The organism is Streptomyces sp. NPDC048191, from assembly GCF_040652655.1.
In the GTDB taxonomy this organism is placed as follows: domain Bacteria; phylum Actinomycetota; class Actinomycetes; order Streptomycetales; family Streptomycetaceae; genus Streptomyces.
The window spans coordinates 321,563-339,464 of sequence record NZ_JBEZMO010000005.1; the positions used below are offsets into that span (position 1 = coordinate 321,563).

At 71.6% G+C, this 17,902-nt stretch carries 17 protein-coding genes; 5 read left to right on the forward strand and 12 right to left on the reverse strand.

All coding sequences use genetic code 11. The annotated features are described in order from the left end of the window. Positions 1 to 61: 61 nt before the first annotated feature. The 3 genes from guaB to AB0D93_RS11960 form a co-directional block, all read right to left on the reverse strand. Positions 62 to 1,564 carry an IMP dehydrogenase gene (gene guaB / locus AB0D93_RS11950; RefSeq protein WP_362117093.1) on the reverse strand — a complete coding sequence of 501 codons (1,503 nt, stop codon included), beginning with the start codon at positions 1,562 to 1,564 and terminating at the stop codon, positions 62 to 64. A 164-nt stretch (positions 1,565 to 1,728) separates the two neighbouring features. Next, positions 1,729 to 2,316 carry a sigma-70 family RNA polymerase sigma factor gene (locus AB0D93_RS11955; protein WP_228621181.1) on the reverse strand — a complete coding sequence of 196 codons (588 nt, stop codon included), beginning with the start codon at positions 2,314 to 2,316 and terminating at the stop codon, positions 1,729 to 1,731. Positions 2,317 to 3,152: 836 nt separating this feature from the next. Continuing rightward, entirely contained in the window at positions 3,153 to 3,764 is a 612-nt protein-coding gene (locus AB0D93_RS11960) for a response regulator transcription factor (protein WP_003948568.1), read from the reverse strand. 380 nt (positions 3,765 to 4,144) lie between these two features. Between AB0D93_RS11960 and AB0D93_RS11965 the strand changes: the two genes are divergently transcribed. Next, positions 4,145 to 4,474 (forward strand): WhiB family transcriptional regulator, encoded by a 330-nt coding sequence (locus tag AB0D93_RS11965; protein WP_153539204.1) that lies wholly within the window; start codon positions 4,145 to 4,147, stop codon positions 4,472 to 4,474. A 131-nt stretch (positions 4,475 to 4,605) separates the two neighbouring features. Here the strand turns inward: AB0D93_RS11965 and AB0D93_RS11970 are convergent, their stop codons facing one another. Further along, a complete protein-coding gene (locus AB0D93_RS11970) occupies positions 4,606 to 5,505 on the reverse strand; it encodes a LysR family transcriptional regulator (RefSeq protein ID WP_362117099.1) in 900 nt (299 codons plus the stop codon). Between the two features lie 79 nt (positions 5,506 to 5,584). Between AB0D93_RS11970 and AB0D93_RS11975 the strand changes: the two genes are divergently transcribed. The 3 genes from AB0D93_RS11975 (at position 5,585) to AB0D93_RS11985 (ending at position 7,943) form a co-directional block, all read left to right on the forward strand. Then, entirely contained in the window at positions 5,585 to 6,253 is a 669-nt protein-coding gene (locus AB0D93_RS11975) for an MOSC domain-containing protein (protein ID WP_362117102.1), read from the forward strand. A gap of 132 nt (positions 6,254 to 6,385) precedes the next feature. After that, on the forward strand, positions 6,386 to 7,159 hold the full coding sequence (locus AB0D93_RS11980) for an SDR family oxidoreductase (RefSeq protein WP_362117105.1): 774 nt from the start codon (positions 6,386 to 6,388) through the stop codon (positions 7,157 to 7,159). A 76-nt stretch (positions 7,160 to 7,235) separates the two neighbouring features. Next, on the forward strand, positions 7,236 to 7,943 hold the full coding sequence (locus tag AB0D93_RS11985) for an ester cyclase (RefSeq protein ID WP_362117108.1): 708 nt from the start codon (positions 7,236 to 7,238) through the stop codon (positions 7,941 to 7,943). Between the two features lie 54 nt (positions 7,944 to 7,997). On the opposite strand, the gene groL is transcribed toward AB0D93_RS11985, so the two are convergent. The 4 genes from groL to AB0D93_RS12005 form a co-directional block, all read right to left on the reverse strand. Then, on the reverse strand, positions 7,998 to 9,623 hold the full coding sequence (gene groL / locus AB0D93_RS11990) for a chaperonin GroEL (protein ID WP_362117111.1): 1,626 nt from the start codon (positions 9,621 to 9,623) through the stop codon (positions 7,998 to 8,000). Between the two features lie 120 nt (positions 9,624 to 9,743). Beyond that, positions 9,744 to 10,052 (reverse strand): co-chaperone GroES, encoded by a 309-nt coding sequence (gene groES / locus AB0D93_RS11995; RefSeq protein WP_020132158.1) that lies wholly within the window; start codon positions 10,050 to 10,052, stop codon positions 9,744 to 9,746. A gap of 345 nt (positions 10,053 to 10,397) precedes the next feature. Next, positions 10,398 to 11,258, reverse strand: a complete 861-nt coding sequence (locus AB0D93_RS12000) for a polysaccharide deacetylase family protein (protein WP_362117114.1) — start codon at positions 11,256 to 11,258, stop codon at positions 10,398 to 10,400. Further along, entirely contained in the window at positions 11,255 to 12,163 is a 909-nt protein-coding gene (locus AB0D93_RS12005; protein ID WP_362117117.1) for a polysaccharide deacetylase family protein, read from the reverse strand. The genes AB0D93_RS12000 and AB0D93_RS12005 overlap by 4 nt, the downstream gene beginning before the upstream one ends. Positions 12,164 to 12,253: 90 nt before the next feature. On the opposite strand from AB0D93_RS12005, the gene AB0D93_RS12010 reads away from it, so the two are divergent. Further along, complete coding sequence (locus tag AB0D93_RS12010; protein WP_362117120.1) at positions 12,254 to 13,423, forward strand: class I SAM-dependent methyltransferase; 1,170 nt, start codon at positions 12,254 to 12,256, stop codon at positions 13,421 to 13,423. Here the strand turns inward: AB0D93_RS12010 and AB0D93_RS12015 are convergent. From AB0D93_RS12015 to AB0D93_RS12030, 4 genes are all read right to left on the reverse strand, one after another. Further along, a complete protein-coding gene (locus AB0D93_RS12015) occupies positions 13,420 to 14,691 on the reverse strand; it encodes a sigma-70 family RNA polymerase sigma factor (RefSeq protein WP_362117123.1) in 1,272 nt (423 codons plus the stop codon). The two genes, AB0D93_RS12010 and AB0D93_RS12015, sit on opposite strands and share 4 nt — an antisense overlap. Before the next feature lie 43 nt (positions 14,692 to 14,734). Then, complete coding sequence (locus tag AB0D93_RS12020) at positions 14,735 to 15,091, reverse strand: YciI family protein (protein WP_362117126.1); 357 nt, start codon at positions 15,089 to 15,091, stop codon at positions 14,735 to 14,737. A 491-nt stretch (positions 15,092 to 15,582) separates the two neighbouring features. Further along, entirely contained in the window at positions 15,583 to 16,638 is a 1,056-nt protein-coding gene (locus AB0D93_RS12025; RefSeq protein WP_362117269.1) for an LCP family protein, read from the reverse strand. Between the two features lie 175 nt (positions 16,639 to 16,813). Further along, positions 16,814 to 17,845, reverse strand: a complete 1,032-nt coding sequence (locus tag AB0D93_RS12030; protein ID WP_362117129.1) for a LacI family DNA-binding transcriptional regulator — start codon at positions 17,843 to 17,845, stop codon at positions 16,814 to 16,816. Between the last annotated feature and the right edge of the window lie 57 nt (positions 17,846 to 17,902).

The following is a 17,902-nucleotide window of genomic DNA, read 5'->3' on the forward strand; positions in this document are numbered from 1 at the left end:
CGACGGGCACGACAAGGGCGGCCCCGGTGCACCCGGGACCGCCCTGGAAAGACCGCGGCGACTACTTACGGCTGTAGTTCGGCGCCTCGACCGTCATCTGGATGTCGTGCGGGTGGCTCTCCTTGAGGCCCGCGGAGGTGATCCGCACGAAGCGGCCCTTGGACTCCATCTCGTCGATGCTGGCCGCGCCCACGTACCCCATGGTCTGGCGCAGACCGCCGACGAGCTGGTGCAGCACGTTGGACAGCGGGCCGCGGTAGGGCACCTGGCCCTCGACGCCCTCGGGCACGAGCTTGTCGTCGGACGCCACCTCGGCCTGGAAGTAGCGGTCCTTCGAGTACGACCTGCCCTGGCCGCGGGACTGCATGGCGCCCAGCGAGCCCATGCCGCGGTACGACTTGAACTGCTTGCCGTTGATGAACAGCAGCTCGCCCGGCGACTCCTCGCAGCCGGCGAGGAGGCTGCCCAGCATGACCGTGTCCGCACCCGCGGCGAGCGCCTTGCCGATGTCGCCGGAGTACTGCAGACCGCCGTCGCCGATCAGCGGGATGCCCGCCGGGCGGGCGGCAAGGGAGGCCTCGTAGATGGCGGTGACCTGCGGGACGCCGATGCCGGCCACCACGCGGGTGGTGCAGATCGAACCCGGGCCGACACCCACCTTGATGCCGTCGACACCGGCGTCGATGAGCGCCTGGGCGCCGTCGCGGGTGGCGACGTTGCCGCCGATCACGTCGACGTTCACGCTGGACTTGATCTTCGACATCCAGCTGAGGGCGTTGCTGTTGTGGCCGTGCGAGGTGTCCACGACCAGGAAGTCCACACCGGCCTCGGCGAGGGCCTGGGCGCGCTCCAGCGCCTCGGGGCTGGCGCCGACGGCGGCACCGACGAGCAGGCGGCCCTCGGCGTCCTTGGCGGCGTTGGGGTACTTCTCGGCCTTGACGAAGTCCTTGACCGTGATCAGGCCCTTGAGGACGCCCTCGTCGTCGACCAGTGGAAGCTTCTCGATCTTGTGCTTGCGCAGCAGCTCCATGGCCTCGGGCCCGGAGATGCCGACCTTGCCCGTGACCAGCGGCATGGGGGTCATGACCTCGCGCACCTGGCGGCTGCGGTCGGACTCGAAGGCCATGTCACGGTTGGTGACGATGCCGAGCAGCTTGCCGGCCGGGTCGGTGACGGGCACGCCGCTGATGCGGAACTTGGCGCACAGCGAGTCGGCCTCGGCGAGGGTCGCCTCCGGGTGCACCGTGATCGGGTCGGTGACCATGCCGGACTCGGACCGCTTCACCAGGTCGACCTGGTTGACCTGGTCCTCGACGGAGAGGTTGCGGTGCAGCACGCCGACGCCGCCCAGCCGGGCCATCGCGATCGCCATGCGGGACTCGGTCACCTTGTCCATCGCCGCCGACAGCAGCGGGATGTTGACCCGGACGTTGCGGGAGATGCGGGACGAGGTGTCGACCGCGTTGGGCAGCACCTCGGATGCGCCCGGCAGCAACAGCACGTCGTCGTAGGTCAGCCCGAGTGTCGCGAATTTACCGGGCACTCCGTCGACGTTGGCAGTCATGACACCTTCCCCAAATGGCCTTGATCGGTGCGGATGTCCATGCTAACGGGAAGCATCGCTAGCAAATTCCACGGTACGGGGTGACGCCAGGGTTCGTATGTTCGTACGGAAACGGATACGCGCCTGTTCACCAGACGGAGCTTCGAAGGCTCCGCTCAAGGGTGTTACTGCTCGGCGAGCGCCCTGAGGCGGCTCAGTGCCCGGTGCTGGGCGACCCGGACCGCGCCGGGTGACATTCCCAACATCTGCCCGGTCTCCTCCGCGGTCAAGCCCACGGCGATGCGCAGCAGGAGCAGCTCGCGCTGGTTCTCGGGGAGGTTGGCCAGCAGTTTCTTGGCCCACTCGGCGTCGCTGCTGAGCAGGGCGCGCTCCTCGGGGCCGAGGGAGTCGTCGGGCCGTTCCGGCATCTCGTCGGAGGGCACCGCCGTGGAACCCGGGTGGCGCATGGCGGCGCGCTGCAGGTCGGCGACCTTGTGGGAGGCGATGGCGAAGACGAACGCCTCGAAGGGGCGGCCGGTGTCGCGATAGCGGGGCAGCGCGAGCAGGACCGCGACGCAGACCTCCTGGGCGAGGTCCTCGACGAAGTGACGCGCGTCGCCGGGGAGCCGGGACAGCCGGGTGCGGCAGTAGCGCAGCGCCAGCGGGTGGACGTGCGCGAGCAGATCGTGCGTGGCCTGCTGGTCCCCGTCGACGGCGCGGTGGACGAGCGCACCGATCGCCCCGTGGGCCGTGCCCGCCTCGTCGTCGCGCATCGGTCCATCGTGCCTTGCGGCCGTCCGGTCCGTCGCATTGTGCTCGTGGTTGTGCACCGAAGCGTTATGAGCAGGTGCGCCGGCACTCATCCCCTGCGCCCTCCCCTTCACCTCGACCGACTTGTCCCCGAGAGACTCCACATCTCAAGGATGCGGCATCCGCGCCGAAACGAGCAGCGCGCGTCCGGCGGGCCGCCTTGCACCGCGCCCGCCGAGACGTCCGGCGGAGTCGTACGCCGGGGGCGCGAACTCCCCTCCCGCGTGCGCGTCGGGGCCCACCGGGCCGCGTCGACCACGGGTGTTGCCGAAGTGGATCTCCGTTCCCGCGCACCACGGTCCACCCGCACGGCGGTCCGCCGCACGGCTCCTTCGGTGTGACCGGGTCCACCCCTCGAAGACACGTCACAGCCGCTTCCGCCGGCACCGCGGACCCCCGTCAGGGAACGACCCGCTCGTCCACCGCCCCGGCGACACACCGGGACCCGGCGGTACGGCGTCGCGGCCGGGGGTGCCGCCGAAGGGCACCCGCGCCCGGCCTCGCGACGGCCCGGGGACGGCGGTACGCCCCATGGCCCGGAAGCCGGAAAGCGGTCCACGCCGAGACCGGGGAGCGGGGAGGGACGCGACCGACCGTCCCCCACACCACCTGGACGCGCGGCACACCCCCGCAGCCGAAGGATGCCGGCGCCCCGGCATGGGCACCGGAACACGCGCTCGTGCAGCACCGTACGCGACCGGGGGCACGGCGCTGCGGGGCCGGGCGGATCCGCCGCGGGCTCCCGGAGGGGCGCCCGGTGCCGGTCGGCCCCGGCTGCCCCGCAGGGCTGGGGCACCGCCTACCGGACCAGTCCCCAGCGGAAGCCGAGCGCCACGGCGTGGGCCCGGTCCGACGCGCCGAGCTTCTTGAACAGGCGCCGCGCGTGCGTCTTGACGGTGTCCTCGGAGAGGAACAGCTCGCGGCCGATCTCGGCGTTGGACCGGCCGTGGCTCATGCCCTCCAGCACCTGGATCTCGCGCGCGGTGAGCGTGGGCGCGGCGCCCATCTCGGCCGAGCGCAGCCGGCGGGGGGCGAGGCGCCACGTCGGGTCGGCGAGGGCCTGGGTCACGGTGGCCCGCAGTTCGGCGCGCGAGGCGTCCTTGTGCAGGTAGCCCCGGGCGCCGGCGGCGACCGCGAGGGCCACGCCGTCGAGGTCCTCGGCGACGGTGAGCATGATGATGCGCGCGCCGGGGTCCGCGGACAGCAGGCGGCGCACGGTTTCCACGCCGCCCAGGCCGGGCATGCGCACGTCCATCAGGATGAGGTCGGAGCGGTCGGCGCCCCAGCGGCGGAGGACTTCCTCGCCGTTGGCCGCCGTCGTCACGCGCTCGACACCGGGCACGGTCGCGACCGCGCGGCGGAGCGCCTCTCGGGCAAGCGGGGAGTCGTCGCAGACGAGGACGGAAGTCATGACCGCCCTCCGCAGCTGATGCGCGTCACCTTGAGCCTCCAGGCTGGTACGGAATCGTCACCTGTGCGGTCGACCGCCTCGGACGCCTGCCCGAGCGCTTGTGTTCTCAACCGCCTCCGCACTCTCAACGACGGTCACTCGAAAGAGTTACGGGGCTACATGCCGTCTTCGGCACTCTACGTGAGGGGCTCGACACGGTGCAGACATGGACCTCAGACCCTCAACTTTTCATCACAACTATGCCCCATTTGGCCGCTTTTCTTCCCGTTTCACGGTGTCCGAGGCTAGATTCGCAATGAGTCATATTTTCATCTCCTTAGACCGGAGATGTACGGTCGATGGCACCGTATCCGCTCAGAACGGCTACAAGGGGTCACGTAATGGCAGATTTCTCCCGCCTTCCCGGACCGAACGCGGACCTGTGGGACTGGCAGCTGCTGGCTGCCTGCCGCGGCGTGGACAGCTCGCTCTTCTTTCACCCTGAGGGCGAGCGCGGGGCGGCTCGGAGCGCTCGCGAGAACTCGGCCAAGGAAGTCTGCATGAGGTGCCCTGTGCGCGCGGAGTGCGCGGCGCACGCACTGGCGGTGCGCGAGCCGTACGGCGTGTGGGGCGGCCTGACCGAGGACGAGCGTGAGGAGTTGATGGGGCGCGCGCGCAACCGCCTGGTGACGGCCTCGGCCACCGGCGCGGACACCGCACCCAACCATTGAAGGAACGTTTCTGCACCCACAGACCACCGGGTGCACTCATCCCTCTCCACCTGGGCACGCCACGTCGCCGCGCGCGTGCCCATGATTCTGCCGCCGCCCCTCCCGCGGGCGCCCGGCCCCCGGCCGTACCGCTAGGCGCGCCCGGCCACGCGGGCCAGTTGCTCCAGCGTCGCCGCCACGGCCGGCACCTGTGCCAGGTCGGGAAGGGTGAGGGCGACGATCTCGCGCCGTACCGCCGGTTCCAGCCGTACCGTGCGCACACCCCTGGGCCGTACCGACTCCACCGCCAGCTGGGGCAGCACGGCGACCCCCAGACCCGCGCCGACCAGGCCGACCACCGCCGGGTAGTCGTCCGTGGCGAAGTCGATGCGCGGGGTGAAGCCGGCCCCCTCGCACACCTCGACCAGCTGGCCCCGGCAGCGCGGGCAGCCCGCGATCCAGGGCTCCTGGGCCAGCTCACCGATGGCGACGCTCTCCGCGCGCGCGAGCCGGTGCCGCTCGGGCACCAGCGCCACCAGCCGGTCCGTCAGCAGGCGCCGTACGACGAGGTCGTCCCAGTCCTCGGCGACCGCCGCCCCTTCGTAGCGGAAGGCCAGCGCGAGGTCGCAGTCGCCCTCGCGGAGCAGCTCCACCGACCTCGGGGGCTCGGCCTCCTCCAGGGAGACGCGGGTGCCGGGGTGGGCGGCGCGCAGGGCGGCCAGGGCGGTGGGGACCAGGGTGGAGCTGCCACTGGGGAACGAGACCAGCCGGACCCGGCCCGCGCGCAGGCCCGCGATGGCGGCGACCTCCTCCTCGGCGGCGGTGAGCCCGGCGAGGATGCCGGAGGCGTGCCTGACCAGGGCTTCCCCGGCCTGCGTGAGCCGCATCTCGCGGCCGCTGCGGACCAGCAGCGGGGTGCCGACCGAGGACTCCAGGGCCTTCATCTGCTGGCTGACGGCGGGCTGGGTGCAGCCCAGTTCGCGCCCCGCCGCCGAGAATGATCCGGTGGTGGCGACGGCGCGCAGGACACGGAGATGACGGGCCTCGATCACCCTTAGAGCATAAGGGCAGCTTGGGGGTGGTGCGTGATATTCGCTCGACGCTTTGAGGTGCGGCCCGTACCGTGAGGGCATGGAGCTTCTCTCGGTCAATCTGGGCCGCCCGCGGCCGGTGCCGTACACGGACCAGGCGGACGGTGTCACGGGCATCGACAAGAAGCCGGCCGACGGGCCGGTGCGGGTGGCGGCGCCGGGGCCCAAGGGCGTCGGCGCGAGCGGCCTGGCCGGTGACGCGGTGTGCGAGCTGCGCCACCACGGCGGGGACGACCAGGCGGTGTACGCCTACGCGCGCGAGGACCTCGACGACTGGGAGCGCGAACTCGGCCGACCGTTGGCCAATGGTTGCTTCGGAGAGAACCTGACGACCGGCGGCCTGGAGGTCTCCGAGGCGCTGATCGGCGAGCGCTGGCGGATCGGTTCCGAGGTGGTGCTGGAAGTGACCTCGGGCAGGATCCCGTGTCGTACGTTCCAGGGCCATCTGGGCGAAGGCGGCTGGGTCAGGAGATTCACACGGAAGGGCGCAACGGGTGCCTACCTCCGGGTGATCGAACCGGGCGAGATACGGGCGGGCGATCCGATCGAGGTCGTGCACCGGCCGGACCACGGGGTGACGGCGGCGCTGCAGTTCCGCGCGGTCACCACCGAGCGGCAGCTGCTGCCGCGGCTGCTCGCGGCGGGCGGGGCACTGCACCCGGAGTCGCTGGAGAAGGCGCGCAAGTACCTGGCCGAGCAGGCGGGCTGAGCGGCCGTCGGCCAAGGGGGGCGCCGGCCGTCCCGTGAGGTCCCGCGCGAGGTGGGGACGACCGCCGTCCGGACCCGCGCGGCAGTGGCCGCGCTCGCTCCCGGGCCATCGCCGGGTCACTACGCTTGGGCCATGACAACGGCTCTGATTACGGGATCGACCGCGGGGATCGGCGCCGCGTTCACGCGGCGGCTGGCGGCTGACGGGCACGACCTGGTCCTGGTGGCCCGGGAAACCAGACGGCTGCGCGAACAGGCGACCGAACTGCACGACCGGCACGGCATCGAGGTGGAGGTGCTGACCGCCGACCTGTCCGAGGACAAGGGCATCGAGGCGGTGGCCGACCGCCTCGGCGACCGGAAGAACCCGGTCGACCTGCTGATCAACAACGCCGGCTTCGGCAACAAGGGCCGCTATCTCGACGTCCCCATGGCCGACGAGCTGAAGATGCTCAAGGTGCACTGCGAGGCGGTGCTCCGGCTGACCTCGGCGGCCTCCGAGGCGATGCGCGAGCGCGGGCGGGGCGGAGTCGTCAACGTGGCCTCCGTGGCCGCCTTCGTGCCGCGCGGCACATACGGCGCCTCCAAGGCGTGGGTCGTTCAGTTCACCCAGGGCGCGGCCAGGGACCTGGCCGGCACCGGCGTCCGCCTGATGGCCCTGTGCCCGGGCTTCGTGCGCACCGAGTTCCACGAGCGGGCCGGGATGGGCACGGACAACATCCCGGGCTGGATGTGGCTGGACGCCGACAAACTGGTCGCGACGGCCCTGGCCGACCTGGCCCGCGGCAAGTCCCTGTCGATCCCCGACCCCCGCTACAAGGCCCTGACGGGCCTAGCGAAGGTCACCCCGCGCGGGCTGCTGGGCGGCATCTCCTCACGGACCGGGCGCAAGTACGGGCCGCAGTAGCGGACGGGTGGCGCTGCCGTCCCGGTGCGAAAATGAGCGTGACACTACCGGGTCAGGGGGGCCGGGAGGCGGCGTCATGACCTTCGTACAGCTCATCGAGTGCAGGACGAGCCGGCTGGACGAGATGAACCGGCTCATGGACGACTGGGTCGAGCAGACCAGGGGAAAGCGGACCGCGACGCACACGCTGGTCGGCAAGGACCGCTCGGACGCGTCGCACCTCGTCGAAGTGGTGGAGTTCGCGTCGTACGAGGAGGCGATGCGGAACTCGAACCTCCCGGAGACCGACAAGATCTTCCAGCGGATGGTCGCCCTGTGCGACGAGACGCCGACGTTCACCGATCTGGACGTCGTGCGGGACGAGCGGATGGCCGAGAACACCGTACGGCGGTTCTTCGAGGCGCTGGAAACCCCCGGCGAACTGCCGCCGCTCAACGACCTGCTGGACGAGGACATCCACAGCCACGATCCGGTGAACCCCCAGGACACCATCGGGCTGGACAACGCCCGCAGCGACTACCGGATGTGGCGCCGGGGTTTCGACTTCACGATCACGGTCGAGGACGTCCTCACCCACGGCGACCGGGCCTGCGCACGGTGGACGTGGAACGCCACGCACCACGGCGACTTCCTCGGTATCGAGCCGACCGGGAGGCGGGTGAGCATGACCGGGATGACGCTGTTCCGGTTCACGGACGACGGCAAGATCGCCGAGCTGTGGTGGCAGGACGACCAGTTGGGGCTGATGCAACAGCTGGGGGCGCTGGACGAGTTGGAGCAGTAGACAGGGCGAAGGCCCGGCACCGTGGTGGTGCCGGGCCTTCGGTACCGACGTACGTCAGTGCGCGTGGCCGTGGCCGTGGCCCGCGGCGGCCGGCTCTTCCTCTTCCTTCTTCTCGACGACCAGGGTCTCGGTCGTGAGCAGCAGGGAGGCGATGGAGGCGGCGTTCTCCAGGGCGGAGCGGGTGACCTTCACCGGGTCGATGACGCCGGCCTTGACCAGGTCGCCGTACTCGCCGGTGGCGGCGTTGTAGCCCTGCCCCTTCTCCAGGTCCTTGACCTTGGAGACGATGACGTAGCCCTCCTGGCCGGCGTTCTCGCCGATCCAGCGCAGCGGCTCGACGACCGCGTTGCGGACGACCGCGACACCGGTGGCCTCGTCGCCGGACTTGTCGAGGTTGCCCTCGAGGACCTTGGAGGCGTGGACCAGGGCGGAGCCACCACCGGAGACGATGCCCTCCTCGACCGCGGCGCGGGTCGCGGAGATGGCGTCCTCCAGGCGGTGCTTCTTCTCCTTGAGCTCCACCTCGGTGGCGGCGCCGACCTTGATCACGCACACGCCGCCGGCCAGCTTCGCGAGGCGCTCCTGGAGCTTCTCGCGGTCCCAGTCGGAGTCGGTGTTCTCGATCTCGGCCTTGATCTGCGCGACGCGGCCGTGCACGTCCTCGGACTTGCCGGCGCCGTCGACGATCGTGGTGTCGTCCTTGGTGACCGTCACGCGGCGGGCGGAGCCCAGCACGTCCAGGCCGGCCTGGTCGAGCTTGAGGCCGACCTCCTCGGAGATGACGGTGGCACCGGTGAGGATGGCCATGTCCTGCAGCATCGCCTTGCGGCGGTCGCCGAAGCCGGGGGCCTTCACCGCGACGGCGTTGAAGGTGCCGCGGATCTTGTTGACGACCAGGGTCGACAGGGCCTCGCCCTCGACGTCCTCGGCGATGATCAGCAGCGGCTTGGAGGCGCCGGCCTGGATGACCTTCTCCAGCAGCGGCAGCAGGTCCTGGATGGAGCTGATCTTGCCCTGGTTGATGAGGATGTACGGGTCGTCGAGGACGGCCTCCATGCGCTCCTGGTCCGTCACGAAGTACGGCGACAGGTAGCCCTTGTCGAAGGCCATGCCCTCGGTGAAGTCCAGCTCCAGACCGAAGGTGTTGGACTCCTCGACGGTGATGACACCGTCCTTGCCGACCTTGTCCATCGCCTCGGCGATGAGCTCGCCGACCTGCTGGTCCTGGGCGGACAGCGCGGCGACGGCGGCGATGTCGGACTTCTCGTCGATCGGGCGGGCCGACGCGAGCAGCTCGTCGGAGACGGCCTTGACGGCGGCGTCGATGCCCTTCTTCAGGGCGGCCGGGGAGGCGCCGGCGGCGACGTTCTTCAGGCCCTCGCGCACCAGCGCCTGGGCCAGCACGGTGGCGGTGGTGGTGCCGTCACCCGCGATGTCGTTGGTCTTGGTCGCCACCTCCTTCACCAGCTGCGCGCCGAGGTTCTCGTACGGGTCCTCGATCTCGACCTCACGGGCGATGGTGACACCGTCGTTGGTGATGGTGGGGGCGCCGAACTTCTTGTCGATGACGACGTTGCGGCCCCGGGGGCCGATCGTCACCTTCACCGTGTCGGCCAGCTTGTTGACGCCGCGCTCGAGGGCGCGACGGGCGTCCTCGTCGAACTTCAGGATCTTCGCCATGACAGCGGGAGCCCTCTCGAAATCTAGGGTGTGAAGACAACTGCGCCCCGGGCGCCCGGCTTCGTTATCGGTCGCGGGGGCCAGGGGCGCAGCTCAAGAGCAAAGGTTTGCTCGAGGTGATTACTTCTCGATGATCGCGAGCACGTCGCGGGCCGAGAGGACGAGGTACTCCTCGCCGTTGTACTTCACCTCGGTGCCGCCGTACTTGCTGTAGAGGACGACGTCGCCGACCTTGACGTCGAGCGGAAGGCGCTCGCCGTTCTCGAAGCGGCCCGGGCCCACGGCGAGGACGGCGCCCTCCTGGGGCTTCTCCTTCGCGGTGTCCGGGATGACCAGGCCAGAGGCGGTGGTCTGCTCCGCATCCAGCGGCTGGACCACAATGCGGTCCTCGAGCGGCTTGATGGCAACCTTGGAGCTGGTGGTCGTCACGATCCGACCTCCCCCTTCGGAGATCTCACGGGGTTAACTGTCTGAGGTGGCGACCAGGTGGATCCGTCGTCGCGGGTGCCGGACCTGCCCGTCGCTTTGTTGGCACTCTCCAGTGGGGAGTGCCAGAGCCGAGACTATGACCGGGATTAGCACTCGGTCAAGCGGAGTGCCAATTGCCGTGCCGCGCGTCGGCTGCGGACGGGTCGGCGCCGGGTTGTTCTGCGGGCCGGTGTCGGCCCCGCCGCCCCCGGGGGCTGCCGCCCCAGACCCCCGCTGCCGGCCTTCGGCCCTCGTCCTCCGACGCCGGACAGGCCGATGTCCGCAAACCGGCACCGGAAGAGCGCGCTACAGGTAGTCCTCCAGCCGCCCCGCCGTCAGCCCCCTCTGCTGCGCCCTGCGCAGCACCCGTGCCGTGCGCTCCCGCAGGGTCCGGCCCGTCGCCCCGTCCGGGCCGACCAGGATGATGTCGCCGGGGCGGAGGTGGTGTTCGCCGTGGGTGTAGACGAGGCCGTCCGGGGTCATCGCGGCGCGCCAGAGGACGACCGCGGAGATGCCGCAGTCGGCCGCCGCGCGCAGGGTCGTGGTGTCGTACGCGCCGTACGGCGGGCGGAAGAGGCGGGCACGCAGGCCGAGGCGGGACCTGAGCCTGTCCTGCTGGCCGCAGATCTCGGCGCGCTGACCGGCGTACGGCAGTGCGGGCAGCGCGTGGTGCTCGAGGGCGTGGTTCTCGATGCCGGCGCCCTGCCGGTGCAGGCGGGCGAAGTGGCCGTATCCGGGGCCGGCGATGCTGTCGGTGAGGAACATGCTGACCGGCAGCCGGAGTTCGCGGACCATGTCCACGAAGCGGGGGTCCTTGTCGGCGCCGTCGTCGTAGGTGAGGAAGACCACCCGGTCGCGGGTGGCGACGTGGTCCACGGGGAGGGGCAGGGGGCGGTGGACCGCGTCCGGCGGGGTGAGGACGAGCGCGCGGGCGGCGGGCTGCGGGGGGCGGGCGAGGGGCTCGGTCAGTCCCCAGCGGCGGTAGGCCTGGTCGTGGGCGGCGCCGTGCGGGCGCACCCCCTCGGCGGCCTTCTTGCCGAGGCGTTCGATGGGGCGGACGGACTGGGCGCAGCCGCCGAGGAGGAGGGCCGGGACGAGGAGCGCGGCGACATACCGGCCCGGGCGCCGTCCGGAGCCCGCTCCGCCGCGCCCCGCCCCCCGCCTCACAGGTAGTCCTCCAGGCGGGCCACGGCGTAACCCTCGCGGGTGATCCTGTTCAGGAAGCGGCGCATGTCGTCGACCATCGTGCCGTTCCAGTCGGAGCGGCCGCGGAAGTGGGTGAGGACGATGTCGCCGCGGCGCATCCTCTGGTCGTCCTCGCGGTACTCCCAGTGGTCGACGTAGACCTCCTCGTTCCAGATCGGCGCGTACTTGATGCCGCAGGACTTGGCGGCGCGGAGGGTGTCCCGGTTGTAGTTGCCGTACGGCGGGCGGAAGACCGTCGGGCGCCTGCCGAACTGCTTCTCCATGATGTCCTGCATGCCGCAGATCTCGGCCTTCTGGTCCGCGTAGGACAGGCCCGGCAGGTAGGGGTGGTGCAGGGTGTGGTTGTTGAGGGTGTGGCCGTAGGACTGCATCTTCCGGAAGTACCCGTAGTCGTCCTTGACCAGGTAGTTGCTGAGGAAGGCGGTGTACGGGACCTTCAGGTCCTGCATCATCCGCAGGAACCTGGGGTCCTTCTCCGAGCCGTCGTCGATGGTGAGGAAGACGATCTTCTGCTTGGTGGGGATCGTGGTGAAGACCGGGGGCAGGTCCCAGTCCTCCTGGTGGCTCACCTCGAAGCCGGGCCGGGCGGTGATCTCCGGCTTCGTCCTGGGCGGCGCGGGTGGGGTCAGCGGGACCCCGTCGAGCCCCCAGCGCCTGGCGGCGGCGACCAGTCGGGCGTGTTCGGCGGCCTGGCGGGAGTGGGGACTCAGGATCTCCGCGCCGCCGTGAGCGGGTGCGGGACGGGTCTCCTCGGGGGCCACGCAACCGGAGAGAAGGGGGGCGCAGGTCAGCGCGGCGGCGGCGCAGGCCAGGACCGCGCGCCCACAGCGGGCCCGTTTTTTATCGTTTTGTACGACCGCTCGCATGGTGCCGGATCCTTCCAGGCCGGTACCCGGAGCCCCGGCCGACACCGCCGCCGGGGGCGCACGATCCACCGACTGGCCCACAATGACCCGGTGAACGACCTCGCTCTCCTCCTCACCCCCGAAGGCCGGGCCCTCCTCGACGAGGTCCGCGACACCGCCCCGGCCGACGAACTCGCCGTCGCCACCCGGCTGCGCCGCGACCACCCCGCCGGGCTGGTGTCGGCGGCGCTCGGCCAGGCCCGGCTGCGGCAGCGCGCGGCGGCCAAGTTCGGGCCGGCGGACGCGGGGCGGATGTTCTTCACCCCGAACGGCGTCGAGCAGTCGACCCGGACCAGCGTGGCGACGTACCGCGCACAGCGCCTGAAGGACCTCGGCGTGACCTGCGTGGCCGACCTGTGCTGCGGGATCGGCGGGGACGCGATCGCGTTCGCCCGGGCGGGGATCCGGGTGCTCGCGGTGGACCGGGACCCGGTGACGGCCGCCGTGGCCCGGGCGAACGCCGGGGCGCTGGGGCTGGACGAGCTGATCGAGGTGCGGGAGGCGGACGTCACCGAGGTGGACACGGGCGGGTACGACGCCGTGTTCGTCGACCCTGCCCGGCGGGGCGGTCGGTCGGGCGGGCGGATTTTCGACCCCGAGGCCTACTCCCCGCCCCTGTCCTGGGCGATCGAGGCCGCCCGCGCGGCGCCCCGCGCGGCGCTGAAGGTCGCGCCCGGCATCCCGCACGAGGCCGTGCCCGCCGACGCCGAGGCCGAGTGGATCTCGGACGGCGGGGACGTGAAGGAGGCGGTGGTCTGGTTCGGCACCGGGGCGCCGGGCGCCGTGCGGGCCACCCTGCTGCCCGGCCCGCGCACCCTCCTCGGCGAGGGACTGCCCGACCCCCGGGTGCGTCCGGTGGGGCGCTACCTGTACGAGCCCGACGGCGCCGTCATCCGCGCCCACCTGGTCGCCGAGGCGGCGCGGCGGCTGGACGGCGGGCTGATCGACCCGACCATCGCCTACGTCACCGCCGACGAGCTGCACCCGACGCCGTACGCCTCCGCCTACGAGATCACCGACCAACTCCCCTTCAACGTCAAGAAGTTGAAGGCCCTGCTGCGGGAGCGGGAGGTCGGCACGCTGACCGTGAAGAAGCGCGGGTCGGCCGTGGAACCGGAGGAGCTGCGCAAGAAGGTGAAGCCGCAGGGGCCGAACGCGGCGACCGTGTTCCTCACCCGGGTCGCCGGGGCACCGACGATGCTCGTGGGGCGGCCCGCTTAGGTCGGCTGCTCCGCCGCCCGGCGCAGCAGCAGTTCCCGTTCCTTCTCGTTGCGGGCGAGGGCGGCCGCCCGCTCGAACTCCGTGCGGGCCTCCGCCGTACGTCCGAGCCGGGCCAGCAGATCGCCGCGGACGCTGGGCAGCAGGTGGTAGTCGCGCAGGGCGGGCTCGGCGGCCAGGGCGTCGACCAGTTCCAGGGCCTCGGCCGGGCCGTCGGCCATGGACACGGCGACGGCTCGGTTCAGTTCGACCACCGGGGACGGGGCACGGGCGGCCAGCAGGCCGTACAGGGTGGCGATGGCGCGCCAGTCCGTCTCCTCGTACGTGTACGCGTGCGCGTGGCAGGCGGCGATGGCCGCCTCGATGGCGTACCGGCCCGGGGCGCCCGCGGCTGTGGCGTCGGCGCGGTCGAGGGCGCGGATGCCGCGTGCGATGAGCATGCGGTTCCAGCGGCGGCGGTTCTGGTCCTTCAGGAGGACGGGGGTGCCGTCGGGAGCGGTGCGGGCGGCGGTGCGGGAGGCCTGGAACTCCAGGAGCGCGGTCAGGCCGTGCACCTCCGGCTCCTTGGGCATCAGCGCGCACAGGACGCGGGCCAGGCGCAGGGCGTCCTCGCACAGGCCGGGGCGCAGCAGGTCGTCGCCGGCGGTCGCCGCGTACCCCTCGTTGAAGATCAGGTAGATGACGTCCAGGACGGAGCCGAGACGGGCCTCGCGGTCGGGGCCGTAAGGCACCTCGAAGGCGACGTTCCGCTTCGCCAGGGTGCGTTTGGCGCGGACGATGCGCTGGGCGATCGTCGGCTCGGGCGCCAGGAAGGCGCGGGCGATCTCGGCCGTGGTCAGGCCGCCGAGCAGGCGCAGGGTGAGCGCGGTGCGGGCCTCACGCGACAGCACCGGGTGGCAGGCGGTGAACACGAGCCGGAGCAGGTCGTCGTCGATGTCGTCCGGGTCGGCGGGCTCGTCGTACGCGGGCGGCGCGCTCTGAAGGTCCCGGCCGATCTCGGCGAGCTTGCGGGCGTAGGTCTCGCGGCGCCGGACCAGGTCGACGGCGCGGTGCCGGGCGGTGGCCATGAGCCAGGCGCCGGGGTTGTCGGGCACGCCGTCGCGGGGCCACCGTTCCAGGGCGGCGACCAGCGCGTCCTGCGCGAGTTCCTCGGCGATGCCGACGTCCCGGACGATCCGGGCGACGCCGGCGATCACACGGGGCGACTCCAGGCGGAAGACGGTCTCGATCGCGTGGGCGGCGGGCTGCGCCGCGGTGGGCTGTGGTTCCACAGCCCACCATGCAACACCCCCGTACGCCACAGCGCCAGGCGCCTCAGGCCTCGGCGATCTCCCGCACCTCACAGGTCACGGTCCAGTACTCCTCGTGGGTCTTCAGGAAGCGCTTGGTCCACTCCAGGGCCTCCTCCATGTCCTTGCACTGCATGAGGGCGTAGCCGCCGATGACCTCCTTCGACTCGGTGAACGGACCGTCCGTGACGGTGATGTCGCCGCCCTCCCAGCGCACCCGCCGGCCCTGGCCGTGCGGGGTGAGTCCGGCGGTGTCGAGCATGACGCCGGCCTTGGTGATCTCCTCGATCAGCGCGCCCATGCGCTCCATCAGCTCGGGGCTGGGGCCCTCGGCCGGTGCGGTGGACTCGTCGACACGCACGATCGACAGGTAGCGGGGCATGGTGACTCCTTCGGTCGGGCGGCGGGGCCTGTCCTCGCCGCTCACCCATGCGTCGAACGGGAGGGGCCCCGGATCGACACGCTCACCGAAGATTCTTTCCGGTGTCCCGCATCACTTCAGCTCGAACCCGAATCCCGCCTTCGTGTACGGCGCCCCGACCGCCCTCCCGCCGAAGACCGGGGCGGCGTCCGTGACCAGGCCCGACGGGCGTCAGCACAGCACCGGACCGCGCCGTCGCCGCCGTCCCCGCCGATGACCGAGGCGGCCAGGTCCGCGCACCCGTCGCCGTCGAAGTCGTCGCGGAGCGGGGCGGCGGTCCGCGACGCGGACGCCGGCGGCGCGGCGAGCCCGAGGGCGCTGAGGCCCAGCGGCAGCGGCCAACGGGCGTGCGAGCGCAAGGAGAACGCCGGAAGGCTCCCTGTGGTACAGCGGCTTCGTCACCGCACCAGCCAGTCGTCAGGCTGGCCGGCCGTCGGCACGGTTGTACCGGGTCAGCGCAGGGACGCCCACAGTTCGCTCGCCGCCGGCTCCTTCGCGATCACCCGGTTGTGGTCGGAGGGCGCCTGGACGTTTGGCATCATCACCGTCTTCACTTGGTCGGAGGTCAGGCCCTTCAGGCTCTGGCCGAGCCGCATCAGCTCGCTCAGGGAGTCCAGGCCGGTGTCGGTGGTGAGGCCGGCCGTGACCGTGTCGGCGACCCGGTACAGCCTGGCCGGGTCGGCGAGCAGCTTCGTGCCGGACATCTGCTCCAACAGCGCCTTCACCAGCTGCTGTTGCAGACCTATGCGGCCGAGGTCGCTGCCGTCGCCTATGCCGTGCCGGGTGCGGGCGAGCGCCAGGGCCTGCTTGCCGTCGAGGTGGTGGGGGCCGGCCTTGAGGTGCAGATGGCTCTTGTCGTCGTCGATGGTCTGCGTGGTGGTGACGTCGACCCCGCCGAGCGCGTCGACGAGTCCGGCGAAGCCGGAGAAGTCGATCTCGATGTAGTGGTCCATGCGGACGTGCGTGAGGGACTCGACGGTCTTCACCGCGCACACCGGCCCGCCCAGTTCGTAGGCGGTGTTGACCATCACGTTGTGGGCGACCGCCGTCGAGCCGCCCGAGGACAGCGGGCAGGAGGGGCGGGTGAGGAGGGTGTCGCGCGGGATGCTGACGACCGTGGCCTTCGTGCGGCCCGCGTCGATGTGCACGACCATCTCCGTGTCCGAGCGTACGCCGGTGCTGTCGCCGCCGCCGAGCTCCTTGTTGGCCTTGCCGCTGCGCGAGTCCGAGCCGAGGACCAGGATGTTCAGGGAGCCGGTCGGCAGCGGGGAGGCGGCGGCCGAGGCGGTCGTGGAGGGGGTGCTGCGCGCCGGGGCGGGCCGGTCGTCGCCGAGCGCGGTGTCGATGTCGACACTCTTGATGTTGTGGTCCAGATGCCAGTACGCCCAGCCCACGGCGGCCGCGCCCAGCACCAGGGCACCTGCCAGGGTGAGGCCGACGATCCTCAGCGCTCCCGACCGCCGGCCCGCTCTTCCGCCCGCTTCGCCCTGCTCCTCTTGCTGCTCCATGTGTCGCGTCACGGGCAGGAACGTAAGTCCGAATTATTAGGGGACTGTTAGCGCAAGCGGTGAGATTCGGTTTTCTTCAGGAATTCTCATCCGCCGGCTCGTGTGCACGGCGGCGCCCACCGAAAGTTTCGATCGGCTGGCCGATTGACTTCGGGCGCATGGGGCCGCCGCCGCGTCACACGGGCCCGGGCGCCGCCGTGCTGCTGCGGACGACCAGGCTGGTCGCCAGCTCCACCCGGGTCGCCGCCCGCTCCTCCCGCTCGCGGCCCAGTTCCAGCACCAGCCGGGCCGCCGCCTCGGCCATCTCGGTCAGCGGCTGGCGCACGGTCGTCAGCGGCGGGCCGACCCAGCGGGCCACCGGCAGATCGTCGAAGCCGACCACGCTCAGGTCCTCCGGGACGCGCAGGCCCAGCTCACGGGCGGCCTCGTACAGGCCGAGGGCCTGCAGGTCGTTGCCCGCGAAGACGGCCGTCGGCCGGTCGGGGCGGCGCAGCAGCTCCAGGCCCAGGCGGTAACCGGAGTCGTGGTGGAAGTCGCCGGCCACGATCAGCGAGGGGTCGACGGGCAGCCCGGCCGTCTCCAGCGCGGCCCGGTAACCGTCGACGCGGGCCCGGCTGCACATCATCCGGGACGGGCCGCTGATCGCACCGATCCGGGTGTGGCCGAGTTCCACCAGATGACGGGTGGCGGCGAGCCCGCCCTGCCAGTTGGTGGCGCCGATGGAGGGCACGTCCGGACCCGGGTCGCCGGCCGGGTCCATCACCACGAACGGGATGGAACGGCTGGTCAGCAGCGCCCGCTGGGACTCGTCGAGCCCGGACAGCACCAGCACCACGCCGTGCGGACGGCGCGCGGCCACCTGGTCGGCCCAGGACCGGCCCGGGGTGAGACGGCCGGCCGACTCCGACAGCACCACGCTCAGCCCGGCGTCGCGGGCCACGTTCTCCACACCCCGGATGACCTCCAGCGCCCAGGCACTCTCCAGCTCGTGGAAGACCAGGTCGATCAGCGGGGAACGGGAGGCCTCGGCGCGCCGGCGCCGGTAGCCGTAGGCGCGCAGCAGTTCCTCCACGCGGTGGCGGGTCGCGGGGGCGACATCGGCGCGGCCGTTGAGCACCTTCGAAACAGTCGGAGCCGACACCCCGGCCTCACGGGCGATTTCGGCGAGGGTCGCCGTCTGCGTTTCTGCGGGCTTCGAAGGCTTCATGCCCGCGATCGTATCCCCGCCGGACCCCTTGACGAAGGCCTTCGCGCGCCATAGGTT